The following is a 24,000-nucleotide window of genomic DNA, read 5'->3' on the forward strand; positions in this document are numbered from 1 at the left end:
CTTGTCTCTGGAAAACTTTCATATAATCCCCTACATACTCTTTTTTTAAGTAATCTTTTTAAAAATTTTATATTTTAATTAAAAGGCAGGTATCATTAAATATTTTCCGTTTTCAATTTCCATAATACAATTTAAAAAAAAATAATATAACTAAGCTTAGTTTATTTATTTTAATTAAAAATTAAGGTATTCATTAATGATGATTAGGAAATGATTTGAATAGGAACTTGTCTATGGACAACCGGTTAAATAGAATATTCATCCGTTTAAACGGAAAAACCCTTGACACTTAAAAACACTTAGATAAGTAATGAATAATAGAATTTCAACTTGATAAAAAACCAAGGAGATCTGAGTATGAGTCAACATCCTTTAACCAAGGAAATATGTGAAATCGCCCATTACCTTTACAGTAAAGGACTGGCCCCTGGAAAATCAGGGAATATTAGTGTTCGTTTCCAGGATACCGTGGCCATAACCCCCAGTGGTGTTTCATTGGGGCTACTTAAGGAAAATGAGATTGTTTTAACTGATATGGATGGACAATTAGTGGCTGGTGGTGACAATCCATCATCAGAACTACAACTACACTTAGAAGTTTACAAAAACAAAGAAGAAACTGCAGGGATAGTTCACACCCATTCATCATACGCCACGGGCTTTGCCATGTCTGGAGAAAAAATTGAACGATTAGAAGGATTTGGCGAAAGATCCAAACCATTTTTAAAAATGGTAGATTATAAACCCCCTGGAACAATGGAATTAGCTAAACTAGTGGGTGAAGGTCTTAAATATGAGGATGTAGTTATTTTAGAAAACCACGGGGTGGTGGCTACGGGGGAAGACCTTAATGAAGCTGCCCTGCTAGCCGAGTTCGTGGAAGAAACTGCCAAAACCCAATTTGTAGCCAGAGTTTTGAGTAAAATAGAATTTTTAGGTTAAATTGGAGAAACCAGGATTTTATAAAAAGTATAAAAAAAGTCCTTAAATCCTGGATATTAAATTTAATTTAGAGTAAAAAGAAATTAATTTTATTTTTATTAATTTTTATTCGCGTACGGATTCTAATTCGCTTAAAACATTCCATATAAGGGTTCTGGCATGAATCGGGATGTTGGGGTCATTACTTATTTCATCTAAAATGGATATAACTGTGCTGGCTCTAACGGTTGGTTCGTCATCATCCTGTGATAGTAGGTTCTTGGATTCTTCAGCTGCCCGTCTAATATTTCGGGGCACACTTGTATCTCCCATAATGTGTTTTAAAATCTGATTACAACGTTCAAATGCTTCTGTACTCATAATAGCGCCTCCATGGGTCAATTGTGTTTAATGATTTAGTGTGCTTAAAATGGTAATTCATAAAAAGCCTTATCCAAGTTTCTTTATATCTTGAGCTTTAAAAATCTTTTGGTGGGAAGAATTAGAATCATGCTTAAAAAGTGTGTAAATCCAATTAGATGCATATTTTTTCCTTAAAACGTATTTAAAAAATTAATTAAAGGTTTTAATCATTACCACTGGACACTGCAATGGCAACTGTAACTCCGTTGTAGGCTGTTTTTCTCAGGAGGAGATGTGAACCAGGCCCCGCGGTGATTAGGGATGCCGGCTCACATACTCCCTGTACACCAAATTCACGTTGTACCAGTGGCGAAGGAGTACAGTCAGGATGTTCAAAATGGGCAATTTCTCGTAAGGGAACTATATTAAGAGGTAAATCAGATTTTGCTGCGGTTTCCAAAATACCAGTTTCATCCTTCTTTACTTCGGCAGTGGCCAGGGCATCCAACCTTTCCAGAGGCACGTGAAGATTTTGAAGAGCGGATCTTATGGCAAAAAAGACTCGATCTCCAGTTACACCTTTTTTACTACCTAAACCAGCCACCAGCAAGCGGGGATGTAGATCTAAAGTTTTATCTGATTCTATTCCAACTCCTCGATTTTCTTCTGATTTTCGTTTTGATTCTTTAGATACATTTAATTCACGGGGTAAAACTGCCTTTATGAATGATTCATCCCATATATGGATTTTATAAGACATGCCCACCAAGGGATGGTTTTCTAAGAATCTGAAGCTGGGGGGAATATACAGATCAACCTTATAATCCTCAGCAATCAGCTGGTTCACCTCTTTAATAAGTTTTGGTTCTTTAATGTCAAGCCAATATTGTCTAGCCAATGAATCAATACCTATTCTGCCTTTTAAATCTGTTGAAGTGGTTATAACTGGAACAGCACCAATTATTCCGGCAACCTTAATTGATAACTGATTGCCTCCCCCCAAATGCCCGGATAATAAGCTGATAACATGTTTCCTATTTTCAGATATTACCAGGACAGCTGGATCTGATAGTTTGGATTTTATATGGGGACACAGAGTCCTAACCACAATCCCGGTTGCCATTATAGCAATCCAGCAGTCATAATCATTGAATAAATCACGGAAGGTTTCATTCACATTTTTATGGAACACATCCACCTTCAAAACAGTAGGATCATTTTTCAAGTCAAATTCCAGGTCACTGGCGATTTTTTTCCCTTCTTCAGTCACGCTTATAATTGCAAATCTCATATAATCACGTCAAACAGTTTAATAGGATAAAGATATGAATGAAGTTGTTAGATGTGCTGATTTTTTTATAGCCTAGGCCAGGAATAGTTTTCAGCTGTTTTCTCCTATAATGATGTTAAGTTTAAATTATGTTATATGTACTGGTATTGTCTAGTAGTGCAAGTATTTGATATTCCTTTATAGAAATTAAATAAAAAATTTAACAAAAAACAATAAAAATGAGAGTTAACATCACCATACACATTAAAAAGGTAAATGTAACCATTTTTGCTAATTTTATAGCTTCTTTTATCATTTCTGGTTTTAAATCGTTTTTAGGATGTCCTAAAGTATACACTCCTGGTTTTATCAGTTGAACTCCTAATGCTCCGGCTGCTGCCGCCATGGAGTATCCAGAATTAGGACTGGGAGTATTTTGGGCATCAGCCATCATGACTCTCCAGGCGCATTTGTAATCCTGTCCAAGGAGGCTGGCGGATAAAACCACAAAAAAACCAGTGACCCGGGCCGGTACATAGTTCAATAGATCATCTAAGCGGGCAGAAAACCATCCAATATTAAGGTTCTGGGGGTCCTTATAACCAACCATGGCATCCAAGGTATTTACCACCCGGTAAGAAACACCAGCCAGCACACCTAGTAAAACTGGAATTTGATATCCAGTAAACAGGGCTTCACCCGGCCACAAGGTTGTTGTGGGAATGTTTAACCAGTTCCACCCCAGGATTCCCAGAAAACCAAATAGAAATATGTAGAATAGAGGGCTTACAATTGAATCGGTGATATTTTCAGTGAGAGTTTCGATTGCTGCAGATATAACTTCTCTTTCAGATAGCTGTGATGTATCACGACTTACCAATAAAGAAATGGATTTCCTAGCCTTTTCTAAATCCTTACTTAAACTTTGATACACTGAATTAACTGAACTAATAAGCGATTTTATGGCAAAAGTTGATGATAGGAGGATTGAAGCCACTAAGATGTATAATACATGATTAACAGAAGATAACGTCAAAATTATCAGGAAGAGTAAGTTAAAACCAATAATCAATATTATGGCCATTATAAATCCATTTAATCTACTTTTATTCCGGTGAGTGTTAGTCAAGAAGGTTTTGATTTTATAAATTCCTTTACCCATCCAGACCACGGGGTGGAGAGAAGGGGGCAATTCCCCTACAGTTAAATCAATTAAAATACTGATGAAAATCACGATTAACAATTCAGTTCCCATTGCTTTTTCCTCATTCAAATATATTGAAAATTTAAAACAGTCTAAAAATATATTGGGCTTTTAATTATTATCCTTTTTCCACAGGGGGCTAAATAATCAAAAAGGAAATCAGATTCCCCCTAAAATAACCAATCAAAAAAGATGAAAAAATATTTATTTTAACCCAATTTAATTTTATAAGCGTGATTATACCTTTATTTTAGATATAATCCTAATTAACAGCATAAATTAATTTACGCTGGATCTAATAGGAGTATAGTGAATTAAAATTCATGCAAAAAATGGGAAATGTATTCTTTATTCCATTTAAAACTGGTATCATGGTGAGTAAGACCCTGATTTCAAGTGTAAAAATTATTCAGGATGGGTCTTGAAATCAAAAACTGAATAGTTAGTGGTAAATAACATTGGGGGAATGAAAAAATTATGGAAAAACAAAAAATAAAGGAGTAAGACATTGGTTTCAAGTGTAAATTCCAAGGGAAAATAAGTGGCTCACCAGGGAGAGATTAACTTCAAGTGTAATAACCAATGAAAATGAGTTGAAAATAAATAAAACATACATTTCAAGTGTATTTTTTATACTTTTTTTAATTTTAATTAGAATGAAATAGTTGAATGTGAATATTTAAGATTGTGAGAGATCAATTTCAAGTGTAAAAAATAGAAATTTTTAGTGAAAAATAATAATTTATTAGTAAAATATAGTAAAAAAGTGATTTTTTAACTACATTTTTTCTTCAGAAATGGATTGATCAAACAAAATTTTTTACAATTTTTATATCATTAAATAAACTATTTTAATAGTTATTAATTTAATTAAACAAATAAAATAGGGTTTTTTTTACAAAAAAATTTAAAAAAGACTTAAAAACTAAAAAAATAGTTTGTAAAATTTTTTTTATAACCTTATTGTATGTCATGAAATACTTTATATTTTATATTTAAAATTAATAATAACTATTAAATTTACTTATTTTACTGTTAAAATTGATTATATTTTTTTTTTAATAATATTAAATTATAAATTATCTTTGTTTAATTTTTAATCTAATAAGATATTTTTTTTAAATTTTTTATTACTAAGATCCTTTATACCTGTGTTTTTTACACTTGAAATCAATCTCTCTTTCTATCATTTTCACTTCTTATTATTTTTTTTTACACTTGAAATGTACCTCCCACCTAACTTTTTGAAAATGTATCATTTTTTACACTTGCAACTGACCTCTTTCATCGAATTTTTGCGAAGTGGTCATTCTTTTTTTACACTTGCAACCTACCTCTCACCATAACCATTAATATAGGATTAGTTACTTACACTTGAAACGCACCTTCACTTCTTTAGATCTGTAATTTTACACTTGAAACCCACCTCACTCAAGGTGTGTTTAATTGCTTTATGAAGTGTAGGCTGTAAATTCATCACTCACATGTTGATAGCTTCCAAAAAATTTGGCAGATATCTATTTATACGTGTATAATTTAAGTTGGGCGGAATGGACTTTGTTAGTTTGGGGTATTCTAATATTAAAGTCCTAACCTGTGTTTATACAAGTAATCGGTGATTTATTTCATTCAAAATTTGAATTACTGTTTGAATCAATAATAATCTCTGGTGAAAGGTCGGTTTGATCGTTGTCAGGGTTTTGGTCACCGATGCAAACAGTTCTCAATCCTTCTTGATTAAAATTGAGGACGAAAATGTATTTTTATAATAAGAAGTGGTATTTATGAATATCTTTGAGGAATTGGGCGGAAAAAATTCGGTATTCAAATGTAAAAAATTTTTAGACCATAGATTTTTACCGGATAATCTTCCTCACCGTGAGGATCAGATTAAATCTGTGGCAAAATATTGGGTTGAAGCATTAAATAATGTTACACCCCCTGATGTCACTGTTTATGGTAAAACAGGAACTGGTAAAACTGCAGTGGCCAAGTTCGCCAAGAAGCAGCTGGACCAGATATCCAAGGAGAAAAACGTTAATATACGAGTAGAATACATTCGTTGCACAGATTTTACCACAGAGTATCAAGTCATTGCTCGTTTATGTCAGCAGATGGGTCAAGATGTTCCTTACCGTGGTTGGACCAAAGCAGAAGTGATTAATGCTTTTCGAAACCTTTTCAAGAAAAATGTTTTCGGAAATGATTTGATTTTAATTATCATTCTTGATGAAATTGATATCCTATTAAAGAATGATGGTGATGGTTTACTTTATACACTTACCCGAACTGACAATGTTTCTATTGCTTCTATTAGTAACTTTGTAGATTTTAAACAGTTCATCAAACCACGAGTACGAAGCAGTCTCCGTGATCGTGAAATAGTATTTCCACCTTACAATGCTCAGCAACTGGTGGACATCCTGCAAGAACGTTCTAAACTTTCTTTTAATGATGATGTCCTGCATGATGAAGTTATACCTCTATGTGCCGCACTCGCCGCTAAAGAAGAAGGAGACGCCCGGTATGCTCTGGATTTACTGCGAACCTCCGGTGAACTGGCTGATGAAAAGGGAACGGAAGTGGTTTATGAAGAGTATGTCCGGGAGGCTAAGGACCAGATTGAACACAACAAGGTCACGGATATTGTAATGACTCTCCCCAGTCAGCAGCAAAAAGTACTGGAATCGCTCATCTACCTGACCAAACGCAAGGAAGAAATCACCTCCGGTAGGCTTTATGATGTATATAAAGACATAACCAAAGGAGATTCTGTGTCATACCGTAGAATTTTTGACTTTATAAACGAACTGGAAATGTTAGGACTTATTTCCACAAAAACAGTCTCCAGAGGTAGAGGTAAAGGAAGAACAAATCTCATCACTCTGCAATGTGATATGGTACTGTTGGAAGATGCTATGTGGAGTGGTTAAAACCATTCTTTCTCCACATCTCAATTTTTAAAAACCTGGATTTTTTTGTCAATCCTAATTTATTGTAAGATTTTTTTTGAAAATATTAAAAAAAAATTATCGCCTGTTTTTGAACACTTTAGTGCTTAAAATCACTAGATTTTGAATTAATTTTTACTTGTTATCTTATAATTGATTTTAGAAGAGCCATCCGTACTGGAACTCCGTAAAATGCCTGTTGGAAGTATTTTCCATAGGGGGTGTTGTCCACGTCATGGGAAATCTCATCTACCCGTGGAAGGGGGTGCATTACTATGGCTTCACTACCCTTAAGAAGCTGAGAATCAATGGTGTAGGCTCCTTTGATCTTCAAATATTCCTGTGGATCAGGGAATCTTTCTTTCTGTATTCTGGTCACGTATAAAACATCGGCGTAATTTAGAACATCCCTAATATCCTCTGTTTCTTGGACATTGACCCCTGCTGCCGAGAGATCGTGCAGAACTTCCTTGGGCATTTTAAGCTCGGGAGGTGACACGAAACTCATCCTAGCCCCAAACATGGCCAGAGCATAAGAAAGAGAGTGTACAGTTCGCCCATATTTAAGATCACCGATTAAAGCCACGTGTAACTCTTCAATATCACCCAGTAAACGCTTCATGGTGTATAAATCAAGTAAAGTCTGGGTGGGATGTTGTCCTGCTCCGTCACCAGCGTTGATCACCGGAACATCAACCATTTCCGAAACATAACGTGCAGTACCTTCCATGTTATGGCGTATAACTATAGCGTCAGTGTATTCACTAACTATTCTCACGGTGTCGGTTAAATTCTCGCCTTTAACTGCAGAACTGGTTCCAGCCTCGGCAAAACCGACCGTACTTCCCCCCAACCGTTTCATGGCTGTTTCGAATGATAGGCGGGTTCGGGTGGATGCTTCATAGAATAACATTCCCAGGATAGATCCGGACAGGATACTTGATTTTTCCTGTGAACGGGCAATGGGTTCCATTTCTTCGGCTAATTTAAGAATGTATTCAATATCGCCTTTACTAAAATCCTTGATTGAGATTATGTTTTTTAAATTGAAACCCATGGGTCTTCACCATCTATTAGTTGTCCACCTGATATTCTTCCTTCAATCCTTACCTTAACCCCGTAGTTGTATTTTTTATTTTCTATTATAACTTATTCATTATAATTTGTTCTTTAATGTTTAAAGTCTTAAGATCCGGGAATTCTTACTTTTAATGGTTTGTCACACCTAAACTTTCCTTCCAAAGGTTAAATAAGCTGTGTGTCCTGTCATTCTGGTTTTGGGCCGCACACCTTTATCTTTTACTTCAATTTCACGCACTAAACACTCCACACTTTTAATATCGGAGAATTTTCGTTTTTTAAGAATTCTGGTGAGAAGTTTCACTTGGTCAATGTAGGGGGTGTACGCTGCCAGATAACCCCCTGATTTGAGGGCATCACGGGCCTGTTCCACCACTTCCCAGGGTTTGGGAAGATCTAAGAACACCAGATCCACATTTTCTTCATCTATACCCTCCACTACATCCTGGCATTTCAGGGTCACATTTTCCAATCCAAAGCCTTTGACATTTTTTTCCGCAATTTGGGAGAAGTCCTCACGTAATTCATAAGAGAATACATGGCCATTTTCCCCCACTAAATTTCCCAGAAAGATGGTGGCAGCACCAGCTCCAGTTCCTGCTTCTACTATTTGCTGGCCACTACCCAGTCCGGTATAGGCGGTAATGATTCCTAAATCTTTAGGTAAAATAATGGAACATCTACGGTCCATAAGTTGGATGTAATCGTTAATATTGGCCTCTAATACATGGAATTCCCGGCCCATATGGGTTTTTAACACATCTCCGGGACTACTACTGGCAATTTCTTCCTGTTTAATATAACCCTGCTCGGTGTGTAGATCCTCGGTACCAATCAAGAATTTTTTACCTTTATCATTCATTAAAATTTTCATCAATAATCAATCTCCCTATATAGAATCTCGCCAATGATTTGGCAAAATGATTTTCATTACCTTAACTATTCTTTCACGTCTATTTTACAACATAAATTCGAATACTACAGATTAATCAATTATTTATTATACTATTTGGCCTAATAACCATCTTAAACAAGTAAATAGGATATTTAATCCTCTTTTTCCAGTTTATACTCCATTTTTGGCTTGTTTTTTCCAGTTATGATGGATGTTTCCCTGGTATCCTCAGAATCTGATGGAAAACGGAAGGTATCTGAATACTTAGATTCAATTATTTTCCGAATATTGCGGGCAGTTTTATCACCAACACCACTTACTCTCTTTAAATCATCAATTGATGCGTTAAAAACACCTTTAACACTATCAAAGGCCTCCAATAATTTTCGGGCAGTGACTGGTCCCACATTGGGCAGTGACTCTACAATAAAAAGTTGCTGTTCCTGCAATGTAAGTGGTTTCTTTTCAGTTCGCACCTGAATGTCTTTGGAGCCCTTGTAAACTTCTCTACTTGCAATTCTAAGGATCATGGCTGCAGTGTCCTCGGGATCACGAGTGGGGATAATAGGTATGTTAAAATCAACAGTCAAACTGGCCAATGCTCCTCGAATAGCGTTGGGGTGCAATCCACTGCTGTAAAGGTCCCCTCCCTCCAGGATTATCAGTGGTTTGGGGAAGTTTTCCACCAGTTCCTGGGCCTGTTTATAGATCCTTTTGTCAATTAATGAGCTTACAAAGTCTTTACTACTTTTTCTTTCCACGGCCACATGGGGACTCACCTGATAGTCTCCTACAGGTAGACTTACAGTTTTTACTGTTGCTTCCATGTTACTCAATGCTCGAGTAACCCCTGACTTGGCTTCCCTATGATCAACGTAAACCACCAGGTTCTTTTCATCTTCTCCCCATGAGTTCCTGGATTTTAAATCCTCACCCTTCCGGTCTAACATCCTAACGTCTGCATCATCGGCGATTAATGGTTTTTCTGGCTGTTTGTATCCATTGGCCAGCTGTTTTTTCATTCTCCTTTCACGGTGCATACTTGAATAATAGAAAGATTCGTCCCGGGTGTTTTTGGTTATTAACACGATCATGCGTCCTTTGGTGGTCCTACCGGTTCGCCCACGTCTCTGGATCATTCTTATCTCCGAGGGAACTGGTTCGTAGAGAACCACCAAGTCCACGCTGGGGATGTCAATTCCCTCTTCAGCCACACTGGTGGAAATCAGAACCTGATAGTTCCTCATCCGGAACGCTTTAATGATTTCCTTCTGTTCCTTCTGACTTAGGCCCTTCTCTTTCTCCCGGCTGGCCTGTCCAAAGAATTTAACGGCATTAACACCTTCTTCCTTACATTTATCGTAGATCTGATTCACGGTGTCCCGGTACTGGCTGAAAACAATAACTTGCTCCTGGTCTTCAGAAGCATCCTTAAGGATTTCCATTAGTTTTCCCAGTTTAGGATGTTCAACACCTTTCTGTTGAGCCTGTCTGGTTAAATTAACGGCAGCTTTGAAATTTTCATCCTTGAATAATCCCTGGGCAGCTTTGGTTTTTTTCTTAGTCATTCTCTGGAAGTATGCATACAAATTACCTATGCCTTGTGTTTCTAAAAGTTCCAGCGAGTGAAGAACACTTAAAACCGCACTAAGCATAGATATTGCCAGCAAACAATCTCGGGGCGGACTGTTACTCTGAGACAACCTGTTCTGCACCTTTCCTCTAGCCCTCAAAACATCTTTCTTGGTGACCTGTTGGATGGAGCTCAGTACTCCCATTTTCTTTAAGCCCTTAAGACGGTTCTTGAGAGCCACATCCAGATGTTTTTTAATGTCCAATTGTTCCTTCTTCAGGTCCACCCTTACCCATTCCACATCAATGGGGTTAAAATAGGGTTTCACATCGGAATCATCCTCACTTTTAACCACCACTTCGTTGATGAACAGGTTGTGGCACACCTGATTTATTTTTTCTTCTTCACCACCTGGTGAGGCAGTTAAACCAAGTATTAACGGATCTTTCGCCTGTTTGTTGTAGCGCTGGGCCAGGAACACGTAAGAATAGGATCCGGTTCCACGGTGACATTCATCAAAAATAAGGAGTGAAACATTCTCTAAAGAGTATCTCCCGGCAATTATATCTGACTCGATAGTTTGGGGGGTGGCTACAATTATTTGGGAGTCATACCATCTTTTCTCCCGTTCTTCTACCTTCACGGCCCCGGTTAAACTACTGACTGTGGATTTTAAAAACTCGCGAAAGCTTTCTTCGTGCTGTATTACCAGGGGTTTGGTGGGTGCTAAAAGTAAGATTTTACTGTCTGGATATTTTTCCAGCCTATCTGCTGCAACCAGGGCGGCAACCACAGTTTTTCCCAGGGCAGTGGGGGCCACTATCATGGTGTTTCCCTTTTTAATAACATCCGCAGCCAGTAATTGCTGGTAAAGGCGCGCTTCGATTTTTCCCTGTTCAATTAAAGGGTGTTGTATCCACCGGACCGGTTTTCTTGAAGGGTGGGTCTCATTTTGATGTTTCATTTTGTTATCCTGAAATAATGAAATTTTACTGCTTGATTACTATTGGAAATGAAAATTTCACATGGTTATTTATTTGGTATTGGTTTAATACAACTTTTTTCCCTATGAAATTTATTGTTTAAAAAATAGGGGCTACATTATAGTGTGGCAATGTATGGTTAAAAATAGGCCACTGTATGGTTTAGAATAAGTACGAATTATGGAATATTAAGAGATTGAGGTTTAACTCTCAAAATCCTCGTTTTTCTGGTAAATGACAATGTCTCCATTTTCTTTAATAACATGGTAATCCTTCAGTACAGGTTTTTTTTCACTGAGGGCGTCGATATAGTATTCGGCACCGGCAGCAGTTAACATGGAGGAGAATTCATTGGTATTTTTAAAATCTTTTAACACACCCCCAATCACCATTTTTTTCATACTCCAGGACACTGCCGGGCTGTAATCAGAGAAAATTACTTTTTCCTGGCATTGTGGATCGTAATCCTCCAGCCACTGGGTGGAAGGTTCAATGTACTTAATCAAGCAAGTATTGGGAGTATGTCCCATGAAAGTCACGGTCGATGATGTTAAAAATATCAAACCCACCACTGCGTATAATCCCCACGTCTTCCAAGTCTTGTTGTTAATCCTTAGCTTATATCTTTCAATTAAAACACTTAAACCCAGAATTATAAAGTAAGCCAGTGCCGGAAGCACGGTAATGAAATAGCGGTCAACTTTCATGGGAATGGTACTATGCATGATGAAGAAGGTTAAAAACCAGCATAGGAATAGTAAATCAATTTTTAAATGACTGTTTTTGCCATGGTGAAATATCTTGTAGGATAAGAGGCAGGTTAAAAACAGCAGAATATCCGTGATTATGTAAGATAAATAAAAAAAGCTCACCAGGCTTAAAATTATTAAAAAAACCAAGGCAACTATCTGCACCAGGCTTTTTTTATCCCTTTGGCTGACCTGCTCTATTTTATTTTTTAAAATGCTGTAGACGTATATGCTCAGGCCACAGAGGACCAGAACTACTGTTAAGTAAGATAAAATTGATGGAACTGCCTGGCTGGGGCTGAATAACTGATAATAACTGCCTTTAACCGGACCTACTCCCATGTAATTTAACAGATTATGCAGATAGTACAGGTTATCCGGGTTGTAGGCCACATCTCCCATACCAATGGACCTCCAGTTAGAGATAGAAGCGTTCATCAGTAATAGGAGATATGATATGTACTTGAATTTCTGGTAAAGGTAGATCACCACGGGGGTTATTAGTGCCCCCGCTACCAATAAATGGGTTAAATGTGTCTTTAACCCTTTTTCCAGAGCACTACCCATGGCCAAGTATAATATCATGGGAAATATTAAAAGGGCAGCAGTGTACCTGGTCAGAACTGCCAGAACAAACAGGGGCAGGGCCAGATATAAATATTTTGAATGTTCTTCCACACCTCTGACCATTAAATAAATAGCCCAAATTGAAAATGAGATGGCCGGAACATCAATAGAACCACTGGCGGCCCAGGAAATTATCAAGGGGAATGAAATATAAATTAAACAACCACATAAACTTTGGATTTCATTAAATCTTTGTTTTAGCAGGAGATAGAAACCGATGACCCCAAATATAAAGATGATAGCATCTATAATTATGATGATGTTACTGGACACAAAACCTGCCCGAAACACCAGGGAAGTTAAAAAAGGAATTAGGAAAGGCCCGTGTAATAAATCAGGATTTACCGGTCCCATTCCAGCGTAAAATAGGGCAACATTAAGGTAACTAAATACATCGAAGTAATTGACCCCAATTGATATTTGAACCGCAGAAATATAGATGGCAATGGTCACGGTTACAATGGTTAAAATTATCAGAGGATTTTTAAGCCTTTCCCTGATATTTTCAACTAGACCAGCTTTATTCTTCAATATAAATCACCTAAAAATAGAAATATTTACTTCTGTCTGGCTTTTTAATGGCTATTAAATTCTCCCATTCATCAAATACCACGTCCAGTCCGCACATACTGGGCACGTAGTTAGCAGCTTTAGCAGAATTAACCCCAATAACTTTAAAACCCATATCTTCTATGGGGGCCACAACCATGCAGGTATCACAGACTACATGTCCCCCAGCATTTTCTATGGTCTGGGTGTAACCCATTCTATCGGCGGCAGCTTTAATGGAAATGGACGTGCATATCCATAACTGATTAGCCAATTGTTTACCTTCTAACTCGTTGGCAACTTCTTTTATTTCCTCTAAAGAGGAATGAGGACACCCTAAACAAACCAGGTCTGGTTTTTGTGATGTGGAAAGTTTTTCACGGGTATTATTCAAATCTTCCCGGGTTACAGTTAATTTATCCAATGCATTGACATGTTTTAAAGCTTCCACATATTCCGGGGTGATATTTTCCATGTGATAAAGGGCCACTGCTCCGGAAGATGCCAGTGCCGCACCAAGGGCTTTTAATTGGTTTACTTGGGGCTTTATCTGAGTTTTATCCAGTAATCTAAAATAGGGGACTCCGTTTCCCACATTTTTTCCCACCAGATAACCAAGTGCACCATAATCTGCACCCTTTAATGGAGTTTCAACATCCACCAGCAGGTTGGGAACTCTCCCCTGGTCCAGGTGGTAGCCGTAGTTGGGTGTTCTACCACATATTGCTGCGGACAATGCCCCGGGACCACCTTCCCTATTAGTTCTTGCTCCCAGAACTGAATTGGCATAGCAAACTGCGGATGACTCGGACCAGGCAACATGACTGCCTAACAGTGGCACATTACCCACCAAGTAGGGGGTACAGGTACAGGTAGTGCTGATCCCCATTTTACGGTAGGCTTCCACGATGAGTAACTGTTTTTCAGTGAATTCCGTGGGAAAACCAAGTTCTGGCCCCCTGTCCAGGTCTACACCTGCGGGGTTGAGGGTACTGGGGACCACTACCTGGGCTCCTTCCTTGGCCAGTTCTTCCAGGTACTCCAGACCAGCATCACCAATGGTCTTATAGGAGACTCCGGCTATCTGGGCGGAAACAATTTCTACCATTCCATCTGCTCCATATATATCTCCCAGAGCGACCAGTATCTCCATGGATTTCTCCACAGCCGGGCCGTATTCTCCAGAATACATTTTTTCCTCTTCTCGGGTAAGATACATGTAATGCCTCAGTATTTTATGAATTCACTAACAGAATTATCCGATTTAAATAATATTCAGGGTCTCAGAACATTATTCCCTTATTTTATTTCTATATTTCTGGCAGGAATAATCTTTAAAGGCGCCCTTAATGGGAGTTGATGGTTAACTGACCTGTGAGCCTACAATGTCATTAACCAAGTTTTTGAAGTTTTCCAACTCTTTATAGGGTACCATTGCTCCAGCAGCAATGTTATGCCCACCACCTGCGCCGTTAAAACTTTTGGCTGCCTGCTCGAGGGCAAAACCCAGGTTGACTCCTTTCTGGGTCATTTCCAGTGTGGTACGTCCCGATACTTTAACGTCTTGGTGCATGCGGGATAAGGTTATCACTGGTTTTTGGGGATTTAATATCTCTAATTCAATCCCTAATGATGCTAATGTTCCCATTATCTTTTTATTACCTTTATCTTCGGTGTAAAGGTACTGCACATAGTCCATTTCCTGGGAACCTTCCCTGGAGATCCACCGGATGCCTTTGATCAAGGATTCCTGGTATTTGCTCAGATATTCCACTCCTTCGGCAATGGCTGAATCCCGTTCACCCAGACAGATGCTCAGTCCCACGGAGTATTTCTTGTTTTTACCACAGGCATCTAATATTTCGGCGTATTTTTCCAGATTTCGCAGTGCAGGTTTTTCCTGAGGCATGCTGTACACGGTGTCGAATATTTTTGGATTGATCCGGGTCAGGTGTTCAGTGAGGAAGTCTTTCTCCTCGTTGGCCAGGTCGGTGAACTTAATACCATAAGATATTCCAATTTTTTCCAGGAAGGCCTGACTTTTTTCCAGGTTTCCTGAAATCCCCGGGATGGCTGGCTGAAATGTGTGGGCCAGGGCCTTGTAAAGGGGTTCGGTTTTGGAGGAAATTTTAAGGTCTTCGTGTTGTTGCACCACTCCTGCCTCGGTGGCTTCAGATAAGATAGTCTCGTTCACACCAGTAAAACCATTGGCATACTGCATATCACCAAAGGCACCAACCAGGGCCAGTCCTGCTAATTCAACTTTGTTAAAAGATTTTACAGTGAGGTAGGTGACTCCCGAGGCACTAACATCCCGGGTCCCGTCCAGTCCGAACAGGTGGGGGTTCACATGCACCACAGTCTCTTCGTCATCTCCGGTGCTGTCCATGGTCTGGTGGTGGTCGGCGATTATAGACTGGCCATTGAGCCGGCCTATTCTCTCCACATAGCCACTCCCCATGTCACAGAAAAAGAAAAGTTTGTATTTCTCCTGGGAAAGCCTATCCAGGACTTTGTCCTGGAGACGGGGTACTAAAGTTACGTGGAACTTTCCCCCTTCCTGGGAGATGGCGTTGCAGATAACACCTGCCGCCGATATACCATCAGAATCATTGTGGGAGATCACTCTCACCACCTGGTCCTGATCCAAGTGCTCCTTCAGGAGCACATTTGCTTCTTCAGCTCTATTTAACAAGTAGTGCTGCTTTTTGTGGGTCATATCTCCATCCTTCAGGTAGAACTCCTTCCCGGGTGTAGTACTTTACCAGTCTTCTGATCCTGGATTCTACCAGCTGCAGACCCCTCTTGGTGTGCAGATCCTTAGGGTTTTCCTTAAGGTGGTCCCGGATGTTGACGGCCTTACGGATGAGGTTCATGAGGTCTTCAGGGTATTCTTCACCCTGGTCGTGTTTTTCCAGTACATGGGTTATTTTCATCCCGGTTACTGCTTTAACATCTGGAATTCCGTACTGGTCCCGTAGTATAACTCCGATGACACTGGTTGATTTTCCTTCTTTTCTCAGTTTTAATATGATTTCTTCTATTTCTTCAGTTGAGTATTCAACCCATTCAGGCTTTGCTGCCATAAAATCACCTCTTATAATATATCTATTCAAATTAGCTTTAAATACTGATTTAAGCTCAAAATGTTCATTCAGTTCTAGGCTAAAAGACATCATTAATGCGAGCTTATCTGGTCAAAGATTTCATTTATTCGCCATTTATAAAATCCTTATACCATTGGGCAAAGTTTTCCAGTGAACGGCGACGGTGGGAGAATTCATTCTTCTCTTTTCGGGTGAGTTCACCAAAGGTCTGGCTGTATCCTTCGGGTACAAACAGTGGATCGTAGGCGAAACCATGATCTCCTTTTTCCTGATGGGCTATCTGTCCTCCGACTACACCTAAAAAAGTCTCGGGCTCGGTCTTGGGTGTTGCAAACCCAATCACCGACCTGAACTCGGCGTAACGGTCTTCGACATTGTTCATCAGTTTTAAAATGCCTTGATTGCCCAGGGTGTCCTGCACGTATGATGAATATGTTCCTGGAAACCAGTTAAGAGCTTTTATAAACAAACCGGCATCTTCAACAATGACTGGTCTTCCTAGCCGCCGGGCAGCATCTACTGCACCAAAGCGAGCCACATCTATTAGCTCTCCCTGAATTTCAGGGTATCCCAGGTCTACGTGCTCCACCTCAATATTGAACTGGTGGAATATTCCTTGAGCTTCTTTTACTTTGTGTTGGTTACCGGTTATAAAGGTTATGTATAAAGGATCTTCTGATTTGCCCATGGATGCCACCAGTGTTATTTTGGATAATTTATTTGATATTTCACATTATATTGGTTTAACCGAATGTATAAACCTTATGCAGGCTTTAAAAATATTTATTTAATCTTTATTCTAATCAACTTATCTCTATTTACAGTATTAATTTCTATTATAATGAATGCCCACCAGCAACAGTAGCATTTATATACTTCTTAGTGTCTTTAAAGATTGTTAGAGTGATACCACTGACTTCAATGGACTTAAACTGAATGACAAGTAAAGTTGTGTAGAACGTTGGGTAGGGTAAAAATTTATTTTTGTTTTAGGTAAGTACCGTAAATTCCTGGAAAAAACATTTCTAAATAGTTTTAATTCCAAAATTAAACCAAGGACTAATTTCGTTTGGTGTGCATGAATTCCAAATTTAGTAATAAAAAATAAAGAATTATTATGCATTAAATGGAATGTCCTAAAATTTCTTAAAGACCATATTATTCCCAAACAGACATATCAACCGTTATTTTCTCTAAAAATTGATTTGAATAAATTAAAAAAAAATTAAGGGTGAAAAAACATGGTAAAAAGCGCTAATAACTTGGATAATGAGAAAAAAGTTTTTAAACCTAATTACATGTTGGTGGAAGAGGCCCACGTAAAGAACTGGGAGGCAGAAATCGAGAAGGGTAAAGATATTGAGAAGTACTGGGCAGAAAAGGCCGAACAATTTGAATGGTTCCAGAAATGGGACCAGGTCCTGGATGAAAGTAATAAACCATTCTACAAGTGGTTCACCAATGGTAAAATCAACCTGGCCTACAATGCCGTGGACCGCTGGATACACACCGATAAACGGAACCAGGTGGCTATACTCTACGCCAACGAGAGGGGTGACGAGAAGAAGCTCACCTACTACGAGCTCTACCGTGAAGTGAATAAAATGGCCAATGCCCTGAAGAACCTGGGCGTGGAAAAGGGAGACACAGTGTCCATGTACATGCCCATGTGCCCGGAACTTCTGATCTCCATGCTGGCCTGTAACAAGATTGGGGCAGTGCACAGCGTGGTATACTCGGGATTGAGTGTCGGTGCCTTTGTGGAGCGAATGAACGATGCCAAGGCCAAAATCCTGGTAACCGCCGATGGAACCTTCCGCCGGGGAAAAGTCATTGACCTTAAAAAAATCGTGGACGAAGCCATGCTGAAGTGCCACACCATTGAAACCACCATTGTGGTCAAGCACGCTGGAAACCCCATCCACATGTCGGAGTTAAGTGGTAAGGAAATATTCTACGACACACTCCTGGAGGGTGAACCGGACGAATGTCCAGTTGAGGAAATGGACTCAGAAGACCCTCTGTTCATACTTTACACTTCGGGAAGCACAGGGAAACCTAAGGCAGTTCTCCACACCACCGCAGGATATATGGTAGGGGTGGCCACCACCTTAAAAACCATTTTTGACATTCATAACGGTGATTTGTGGTGGTGTACTGGGGATATAGGCTGGATCACCGGCCACAGTTACCTTATCTACGGTCCCCTTCTTCTGGGGACCACCACCCTGGTATACGAAGGAGCCCCTGATTACCCGGATCCCGGGATATGGTGGAAGATCGTGGAAAAATACGGTGTAACCAAGTTATACACCTCCCCAACCGCTATAAGACATTTAATGCGTTACGGGAACAAGTACCCCACCGTCTACAACCTTTCTTCCTTGAAGATACTAGGCAGTGTAGGTGAACCCATGAACCCCGCCGCCTGGATGTGGCTGTACAGGAACATTGGCCAGGAAAAAACGCCAATTATGGATACCTGGTGGCAGACAGAGACCGGAATGCACATGATTTCCCCGCTGCCCGTTTCTCACCTGAAACCCGGTACACCCACCCTTCCCTTCCCGGGTGTGGACATCGATGTAGTGGATGAAAATGGAAACCCGGTCCCCGTGGGGGAAGACGGCTACGTGGTGGTTAAGAAACCATGGCCGGCCATGTTCCGTACCCTCTATAAGGATGAAAAAAGATTTGTCAATGTCTACTGGAAGGACATACCTGGCGGGGTCTACCGCGCCGGGGACATGGCCCGCAAGGACGAAGATGGTTACATCTGGATACAGGGCCGTTCTGATGACGTGCTGAAGATTGCAGGGCACCGGGTGGGAACTTCGGAGGTGGAAGCTGCCTTCTCCTCCCATCCAGCGGTAGCGGAAGCAGCAGTCATTGGTAAATCAGACCCGGTTAAGGGGCAGGTTATTAAGGCCTTTGTCATCCTCAAGGAGGGGTATAAATTAACCACCAAACTTATCAGTGAATTGCAGAGGCATGTGCGTTACGAACTGGGACCAGTGGCCGTGCTGGGTGACATTGTCCAGGTTGATAATCTACCCAAAACCAGGAGTGGTAAGATCATGCGCCGTGTACTCCGTGCCCGGGAAGAAGGAAAGGATCTGGGAGATTTATCCACCTTAGAAGATGGTTAACTCTTTAAGTGGATTCATTAATTTACCTAGATATCGTTAAGATAAAACCCGACCTGAGTGAAAATTGAAGATTTGATTGATTAAATAAGAGTTTCAGACCTTCATTTTCACTTAATTTGGGCTTTAAGGATGGACAGATTTTCATTGGGAATGTTAAAAAGGAGAATTTTTATAAAAAGTAAAAAATTAAGGAAATACCACTTTCATACTCATTAATTAACTTTTATTCTTATATTGTCGTTATCAAGTACCTTTTTATAGGCTTCGGCTTCGATCACGGTTTTCAACTTGGCCAGTGGGATGGATATCCCCCGGGATTCAAGTTTCAATGCTATTTTTTTAATGTCTTCGTATTCTGCTTTTAATGATATGACCTGGTCGTTATCATTTTTGAGATATTTAACTTGCACTTCTATTTCTAATTGGGTATTTTCGGTTTCAACTACTACTTTTCGGGAAATTATTTCAAAAGGGAGTTTTATATGATCTGTATGGAATATTTTCATCCCTAATGTACCTAATTCCAATGCAAGGAATTTTGAAATATCTTCTAAAGATTTTTTACTAACTTCTACTAAAAAAATATATTCTACACGTCCTTTTTTAGTAATACCATTCAGGACGTGTATATTTTTAGCTCCTCTCTCCATGGTGCGTTCAATAATGTAGGGCAAACCTTCGGTGGGTAGATCGTCCACGGTGATCATCAGCAGCATTTTTTCACCGGGATTAAAGTTCAGACATTATTTTAATTGTCCGTTTGCTGACTTCTTCCGCCCTTGGAATTCCTCCTGGTATTGCTGATGATATGTAGGCTCCGGCCACGGCCTTTCTTGCTATTTCACGGGGGGATGCTTCGGTGTTCATTGCTGCAGCAACTGCTGCCGGAACAATGATGTTGATAATGGTGTGGCCACATAACTGTAGCTCCACCACGGGAACTGCTGCCAGGGGGATTGCTTCCAGTATATCCATTTTTTTGTTAACCACTGCATCGGGTATTACATTTTGCGATAAACCGTCGAAAACAATTTTTTCTCCGTCAACAGTTACTTCGACCGTAGCGTCGGTATCAAATCCACAGTATCTTTTCAGGAAATCATTGGGGCGTCTACGACCACATCCCTGGTAGTTGGTTATCTTTATGTCTATATTTTTACCCATCATTCCACTGAACAGGACACTGCAAGCAGTTTCCACGTTGTTTAATTTTTCATCATCCAGCATGTGCACGATTTCATCCAGTTCTTTACCTTCTTTTAGTTTATCAAAGGTAAATTTAGCTCTTTCACTCACTGCCTTTGCTAATCCACCATCAGTGGCCAGTATCATTGCTTTGGTAACCGGTCCCCTTTTAACTTGTTCTGCTTTGCGGGATATGGTGTTGGTGGCTACTTTGGCCAGTTCTGGTTCGATCCAGAATTTTTCTTTAATTTCTCGTATTTTTTCAGCGGCCACTTCCAGGTCACCAGCACTGGATATTAGAACTTTCATGGCCAGTACAGCGTCGGCGGTCATGTGTCCCAGTGGGGGTTGTAATGGCCCACCAGAAAAACCAGCCCCGATTTCAAGGGACTCTTCAAATGCGGATAACATTTCTTCAAAGGCCATCATACCTATAACTGATGGTCCTCCGATATCTTTAATTATAACACCTAAATCCCCCACAAGGTGGGCGGTGTCATATTCTTCCCCGGTTCCTCGGATGTGGAGCTTTTCGGGAAGTCCAGCAGCTTCAACTGCACCCAGTCCGGCAACATAGGCGCTGTTATCTTTGAAAAATTCCCCATATTTTTCCCCTATTTCAGAATCTGGATGGACAATTTCGAGTATTGCTGCAGCTCCAAATATTGCTGCGGTAATTGGGCTTGGTGGCATGCCCACGTTAGCATAGGCCTTTAACATTCCTTTGGTTCCTGCGGCAGCACCGTTGCGGGCTATTTCAGGGAAAGCGATGTCTTCTCCCAGGGTACCATGACCATAGAGTGGTCCACCTCCCACACCCAGGGGCACAATACTTCCATCTATTTTGGTGATTTTGTTGTCAAAAACATCGTCATATAAAGCTTTTACTGCTGCGTAGCCTGATATCCTATTGTTTACTTTGGCGGTGGGCACGGCAATGACCCCGCAACGATCCACTCCGGCAATTATCCGGGCCATGGCCCCTAACTTCCGGTTCCCAGCGGGCACTCCGGCTTGTGCGTTTGTTCCGGCAAAATAACATAGAGCAGCACTTATAAGAGCGGCGTTTGCAGGATCAGCTCCTGCTAGTTCGGCGGATTCAATGGCTTTTTTTAATACATCGTCTATGGGTAGATGTTGAACATTGTGGTCGGTGAGCTTTATTTCTGTCCCTCTTAAAACCTCTTGTGCGATAGAGTTGGCTGCGCATATGGCAGCGACATTTAACATCCCATGTCCCTTGGTCAGAGCTTCTATCCGATCGTTAGTCATCATATCTATATCGGACGTTGAAGCCATAATGGCTGCTATTATCTCTTTTTCCATAGAATCACCGTTAATATATATGGGATGATGTTCTCATATAGTTTTTGATATATATTCATAATAAGAAATTTCAAATTATTATGCTGCTGAATTGCCTAATCTGGACATACCCTGGGCTTAACTCCAAAAAAAAGTAAATATGCAATATAGTGCTCAGAATCGTTATTATAACTTGTAACTTATTACTTATAAGTTATAACTTATAATTGGATTAACACGGGATCCTAGAATAATACAGTATCAGGTGTAACGGCCCCGCCCTTCTATTTCTTCTATCTTGGCCACTACTTCCCGGTAATCCCGGGCACCCTCATACCCTTTAAGTATATGGTCAAAACATTCCTGGCTGATATCATGGTGAATTCCATTAATGGCCTTTTTAAACACCAGGAGATCCACACCCTTGTCTTCCACCAGGTCGGAAACTTTACCCAATCCAAAGTCTATGAAGACCACGGATTTTCCATCCTCCCCCAATATGAGATTGCTGGTGGTAAGATCCCCGTGGATCAGGCCACAATCATGGAGACGGGCCACATTTTCCCCTATAGTCCGAGAAATTGAACGTATTTGGTTTAAATCAAGGGGATCCTCACTGCTGAAAATCTTTTTCACCTCTAAACCCTGGACCTTTTCCATGGTAATGGAGTATTCCTTCAAATCCACATCGTAAACCAGGGGGGTGACCACTCCGCAGCGTTTGGCCTCGGCCATGAGTTTGGCTTCATTTTTGGTCCTTTTTTTCCGCAGATAGTCATCTATTTCTTTAATCCGGTAACTCTTGACCACCCTCTTTTTAACCAGGACTTCTTCGCCCAGGTAATGATCGGGATAGATATTGGCCTCGGCACCCTTAGCCAGCAGTTCGGAAGGTAATTTCAGCTTCAGAGGAGATTTTTCCCTCCAGGGAACATCCACCTGATCAGTTCGGAAGCGCTGTTTAACCCGGGTGTCACAAATATCCATTTTTTTAGAGTTCTGGTACATCAGTAATCCCAACCAGGCATTCATGGCCCCATTATCTCCACAGTACTTCATTTCCGGCATGAAAAATTCCGCGTAGTGTTCCTGGGCCATGACCTCCAGCATCTCCCGCAGGCGCTGGTTGGCAGCCACCCCACCCACCAGCAAGACTTCTGATTTTTTGGAATGGGCCAGAGCCCTTTCAGTTACCTCCACCAGCATGGCAAAGGCAGTTTCCTGCAGGCTGTGGCATACATCCTCCAGGGCGGCACCAGATTCATATTTACGGATGGCCGCAGTGAGTAATCCGGAGAAAGATAGATCCATACCCTTCACAGTGTAGGGTAATTTCAGGTAGTTATCTGAGGCCAGGGCCAGTTCCTCCACCCGGGGCCCACCAGGGTGTCCCAGACCCACGGTACGGGCGAACTGATCCAGGCAGTTACCAATGGCAATGTCCAGGGTCTCTCCAAATATTTGATAGCGACCGGCATCAAAGGCCGTCACCTGGGTGTTTCCCCCACTCACGTAGAGGGTCAGGGGGTCCTGGCACCCTGTGGTCAGTCTTCCGATCTCTATGTGGCCTATGCAGTGGTTAACACCCACAATGGGCACATCCAGAGAAAGAGCCAGGCTCCGGGCGGCGGTGGCCACTGTTCGCAGTGCTGGTCCCAGGCCTGGGCCACGGGCAAAAGCCACCATATCCAGGTCTTCCAGACTCAAATTGGCTTCATCCAGGGATTTTTTTATGAGAGGAACCAGGTTTTCGGCGTGGTGTTGAGCTGCTTCCCGGGGGTGAATTCCTCCCTTCTCCGGGAGGAGAGCCCGGCCCTGCAGGGCCAGTATATGACCATCGGAGTCTACAATTCCCACACCAGTTTTTTCGGCTGTTCCCTCTAAACCTATACATATCACGTACATCACACTCTAAAAAAACCATGAAAGTGACTTAGATTAGGTTATTTTTTTCCCTTCGGTTTATGATAGGGATCATAAACCATAGTCCTTCACACAGTCATTAGTATTCTTTTTATCTCTTTTCTTCAGTTTATTTCTTTAGCCCTAATCACTTTCATATGTCGGGTGAAATTTATTTTATATAGCA

The 24,000-nt window shown here is 40.6% G+C and carries 18 protein-coding genes (1 of these 18 running past the window's edge); 3 read left to right on the top strand and 15 right to left on the bottom strand.

The features are described 5' to 3' along the window. On the bottom strand, positions 1–22 hold the start of the coding sequence (locus tag QC759_RS06520) for a pyruvate kinase alpha/beta domain-containing protein (protein WP_048072837.1). 659 nt of this gene lie to the left of the window's left edge; only the first 22 of its 681 coding nucleotides appear in the window; its start codon is at positions 20–22; its stop codon lies beyond the left edge, outside the window. 335 nt (positions 23–357) lie between these two features. Between QC759_RS06520 and QC759_RS06525 the strand changes: the two genes are divergently transcribed. Further along, positions 358–942 carry a class II aldolase/adducin family protein gene (locus QC759_RS06525; protein ID WP_048072838.1) on the top strand — a complete coding sequence of 195 codons (585 nt, stop codon included), beginning with the start codon at positions 358–360 and terminating at the stop codon, positions 940–942. A gap of 105 nt (positions 943–1,047) precedes the next feature. On the opposite strand, the gene QC759_RS06530 is transcribed toward QC759_RS06525, so the two are convergent. From QC759_RS06530 to QC759_RS06540, 3 genes are all read right to left on the bottom strand, one after another. Continuing rightward, a complete protein-coding gene (locus QC759_RS06530; RefSeq protein WP_048072839.1) occupies positions 1,048–1,302 on the bottom strand; it encodes a stationary phase-response protein in 255 nt (84 codons plus the stop codon). A 205-nt stretch (positions 1,303–1,507) separates the two neighbouring features. Continuing rightward, a complete protein-coding gene (locus tag QC759_RS06535; protein WP_048072840.1) occupies positions 1,508–2,575 on the bottom strand; it encodes a cobalt-precorrin 5A hydrolase in 1,068 nt (355 codons plus the stop codon). 199 nt (positions 2,576–2,774) lie between these two features. Continuing rightward, complete coding sequence (locus QC759_RS06540; RefSeq protein ID WP_052659969.1) at positions 2,775–3,809, bottom strand: cobalamin biosynthesis protein; 1,035 nt, start codon at positions 3,807–3,809, stop codon at positions 2,775–2,777. Between the two features lie 1,733 nt (positions 3,810–5,542). Here QC759_RS06540 and QC759_RS06545 point away from each other — a divergent pair. Continuing rightward, on the top strand, positions 5,543–6,691 hold the full coding sequence (locus QC759_RS06545) for an orc1/cdc6 family replication initiation protein (RefSeq protein ID WP_048072842.1): 1,149 nt from the start codon (positions 5,543–5,545) through the stop codon (positions 6,689–6,691). Between the two features lie 160 nt (positions 6,692–6,851). Here the strand turns inward: QC759_RS06545 and pyrB are convergent, their stop codons facing one another. The 8 genes from pyrB to QC759_RS06585 form a co-directional block, all read right to left on the bottom strand. Then, the gene (gene pyrB, locus QC759_RS06550) at positions 6,852–7,766 is read right to left on the bottom strand and encodes an aspartate carbamoyltransferase (protein ID WP_048072843.1); all 915 of its coding nucleotides are present in this window, start codon (positions 7,764–7,766) and stop codon (positions 6,852–6,854) included. A gap of 168 nt (positions 7,767–7,934) precedes the next feature. Beyond that, positions 7,935–8,663 (bottom strand): tRNA (adenine-N1)-methyltransferase, encoded by a 729-nt coding sequence (locus QC759_RS06555; protein ID WP_048072844.1) that lies wholly within the window; start codon positions 8,661–8,663, stop codon positions 7,935–7,937. Between the two features lie 173 nt (positions 8,664–8,836). Then, positions 8,837–11,221, bottom strand: a complete 2,385-nt coding sequence (locus tag QC759_RS06560) for a DEAD/DEAH box helicase (RefSeq protein ID WP_048072845.1) — start codon at positions 11,219–11,221, stop codon at positions 8,837–8,839. Positions 11,222–11,443: 222 nt separating this feature from the next. After that, complete coding sequence (locus QC759_RS06565) at positions 11,444–13,147, bottom strand: glycosyltransferase family 39 protein (RefSeq protein ID WP_048072846.1); 1,704 nt, start codon at positions 13,145–13,147, stop codon at positions 11,444–11,446. 10 nt (positions 13,148–13,157) lie between these two features. Next, a complete protein-coding gene (locus QC759_RS06570) occupies positions 13,158–14,384 on the bottom strand; it encodes an aconitase X (RefSeq protein WP_048072847.1) in 1,227 nt (408 codons plus the stop codon). A 144-nt stretch (positions 14,385–14,528) separates the two neighbouring features. Next, on the bottom strand, positions 14,529–15,884 hold the full coding sequence (gene recJ, locus QC759_RS06575; RefSeq protein WP_048072848.1) for a RecJ family nuclease: 1,356 nt from the start codon (positions 15,882–15,884) through the stop codon (positions 14,529–14,531). Further along, positions 15,850–16,251, bottom strand: a complete 402-nt coding sequence (locus tag QC759_RS06580) for a 30S ribosomal protein S15 (protein ID WP_048072849.1) — start codon at positions 16,249–16,251, stop codon at positions 15,850–15,852. Before QC759_RS06580 ends, recJ begins: the two co-directional genes overlap by 35 nt. 124 nt (positions 16,252–16,375) lie before the next feature. Further along, complete coding sequence (locus QC759_RS06585; protein ID WP_048072850.1) at positions 16,376–16,960, bottom strand: XTP/dITP diphosphatase; 585 nt, start codon at positions 16,958–16,960, stop codon at positions 16,376–16,378. Between the two features lie 553 nt (positions 16,961–17,513). On the opposite strand from QC759_RS06585, the gene acs reads away from it, so the two are divergent. Then, entirely contained in the window at positions 17,514–19,421 is a 1,908-nt protein-coding gene (gene acs / locus QC759_RS06590) for an acetate--CoA ligase (RefSeq protein ID WP_048072851.1), read from the top strand. Positions 19,422–19,633: 212 nt separating this feature from the next. On the opposite strand, the gene larC2 is transcribed toward acs, so the two are convergent. The 3 genes from larC2 to QC759_RS06605 all read right to left on the bottom strand — a co-directional run bounded on the left by larC2 (position 19,634) and on the right by QC759_RS06605 (position 23,819). Continuing rightward, entirely contained in the window at positions 19,634–20,137 is a 504-nt protein-coding gene (gene larC2, locus QC759_RS06595) for a nickel pincer cofactor biosynthesis protein LarC2 (RefSeq protein WP_048072852.1), read from the bottom strand. A 13-nt stretch (positions 20,138–20,150) separates the two neighbouring features. After that, entirely contained in the window at positions 20,151–21,932 is a 1,782-nt protein-coding gene (locus QC759_RS06600) for a hypothetical protein (protein ID WP_048072853.1), read from the bottom strand. Positions 21,933–22,172: 240 nt separating this feature from the next. Then, a complete protein-coding gene (locus tag QC759_RS06605; protein WP_276698995.1) occupies positions 22,173–23,819 on the bottom strand; it encodes a bifunctional N(6)-L-threonylcarbamoyladenine synthase/serine/threonine protein kinase in 1,647 nt (548 codons plus the stop codon). Positions 23,820–24,000 lie beyond the last annotated feature (181 nt).

The organism is Methanobacterium formicicum (assembly GCF_029848115.1).
Lineage (GTDB): Archaea > Methanobacteriota > Methanobacteria > Methanobacteriales > Methanobacteriaceae > Methanobacterium > Methanobacterium formicicum.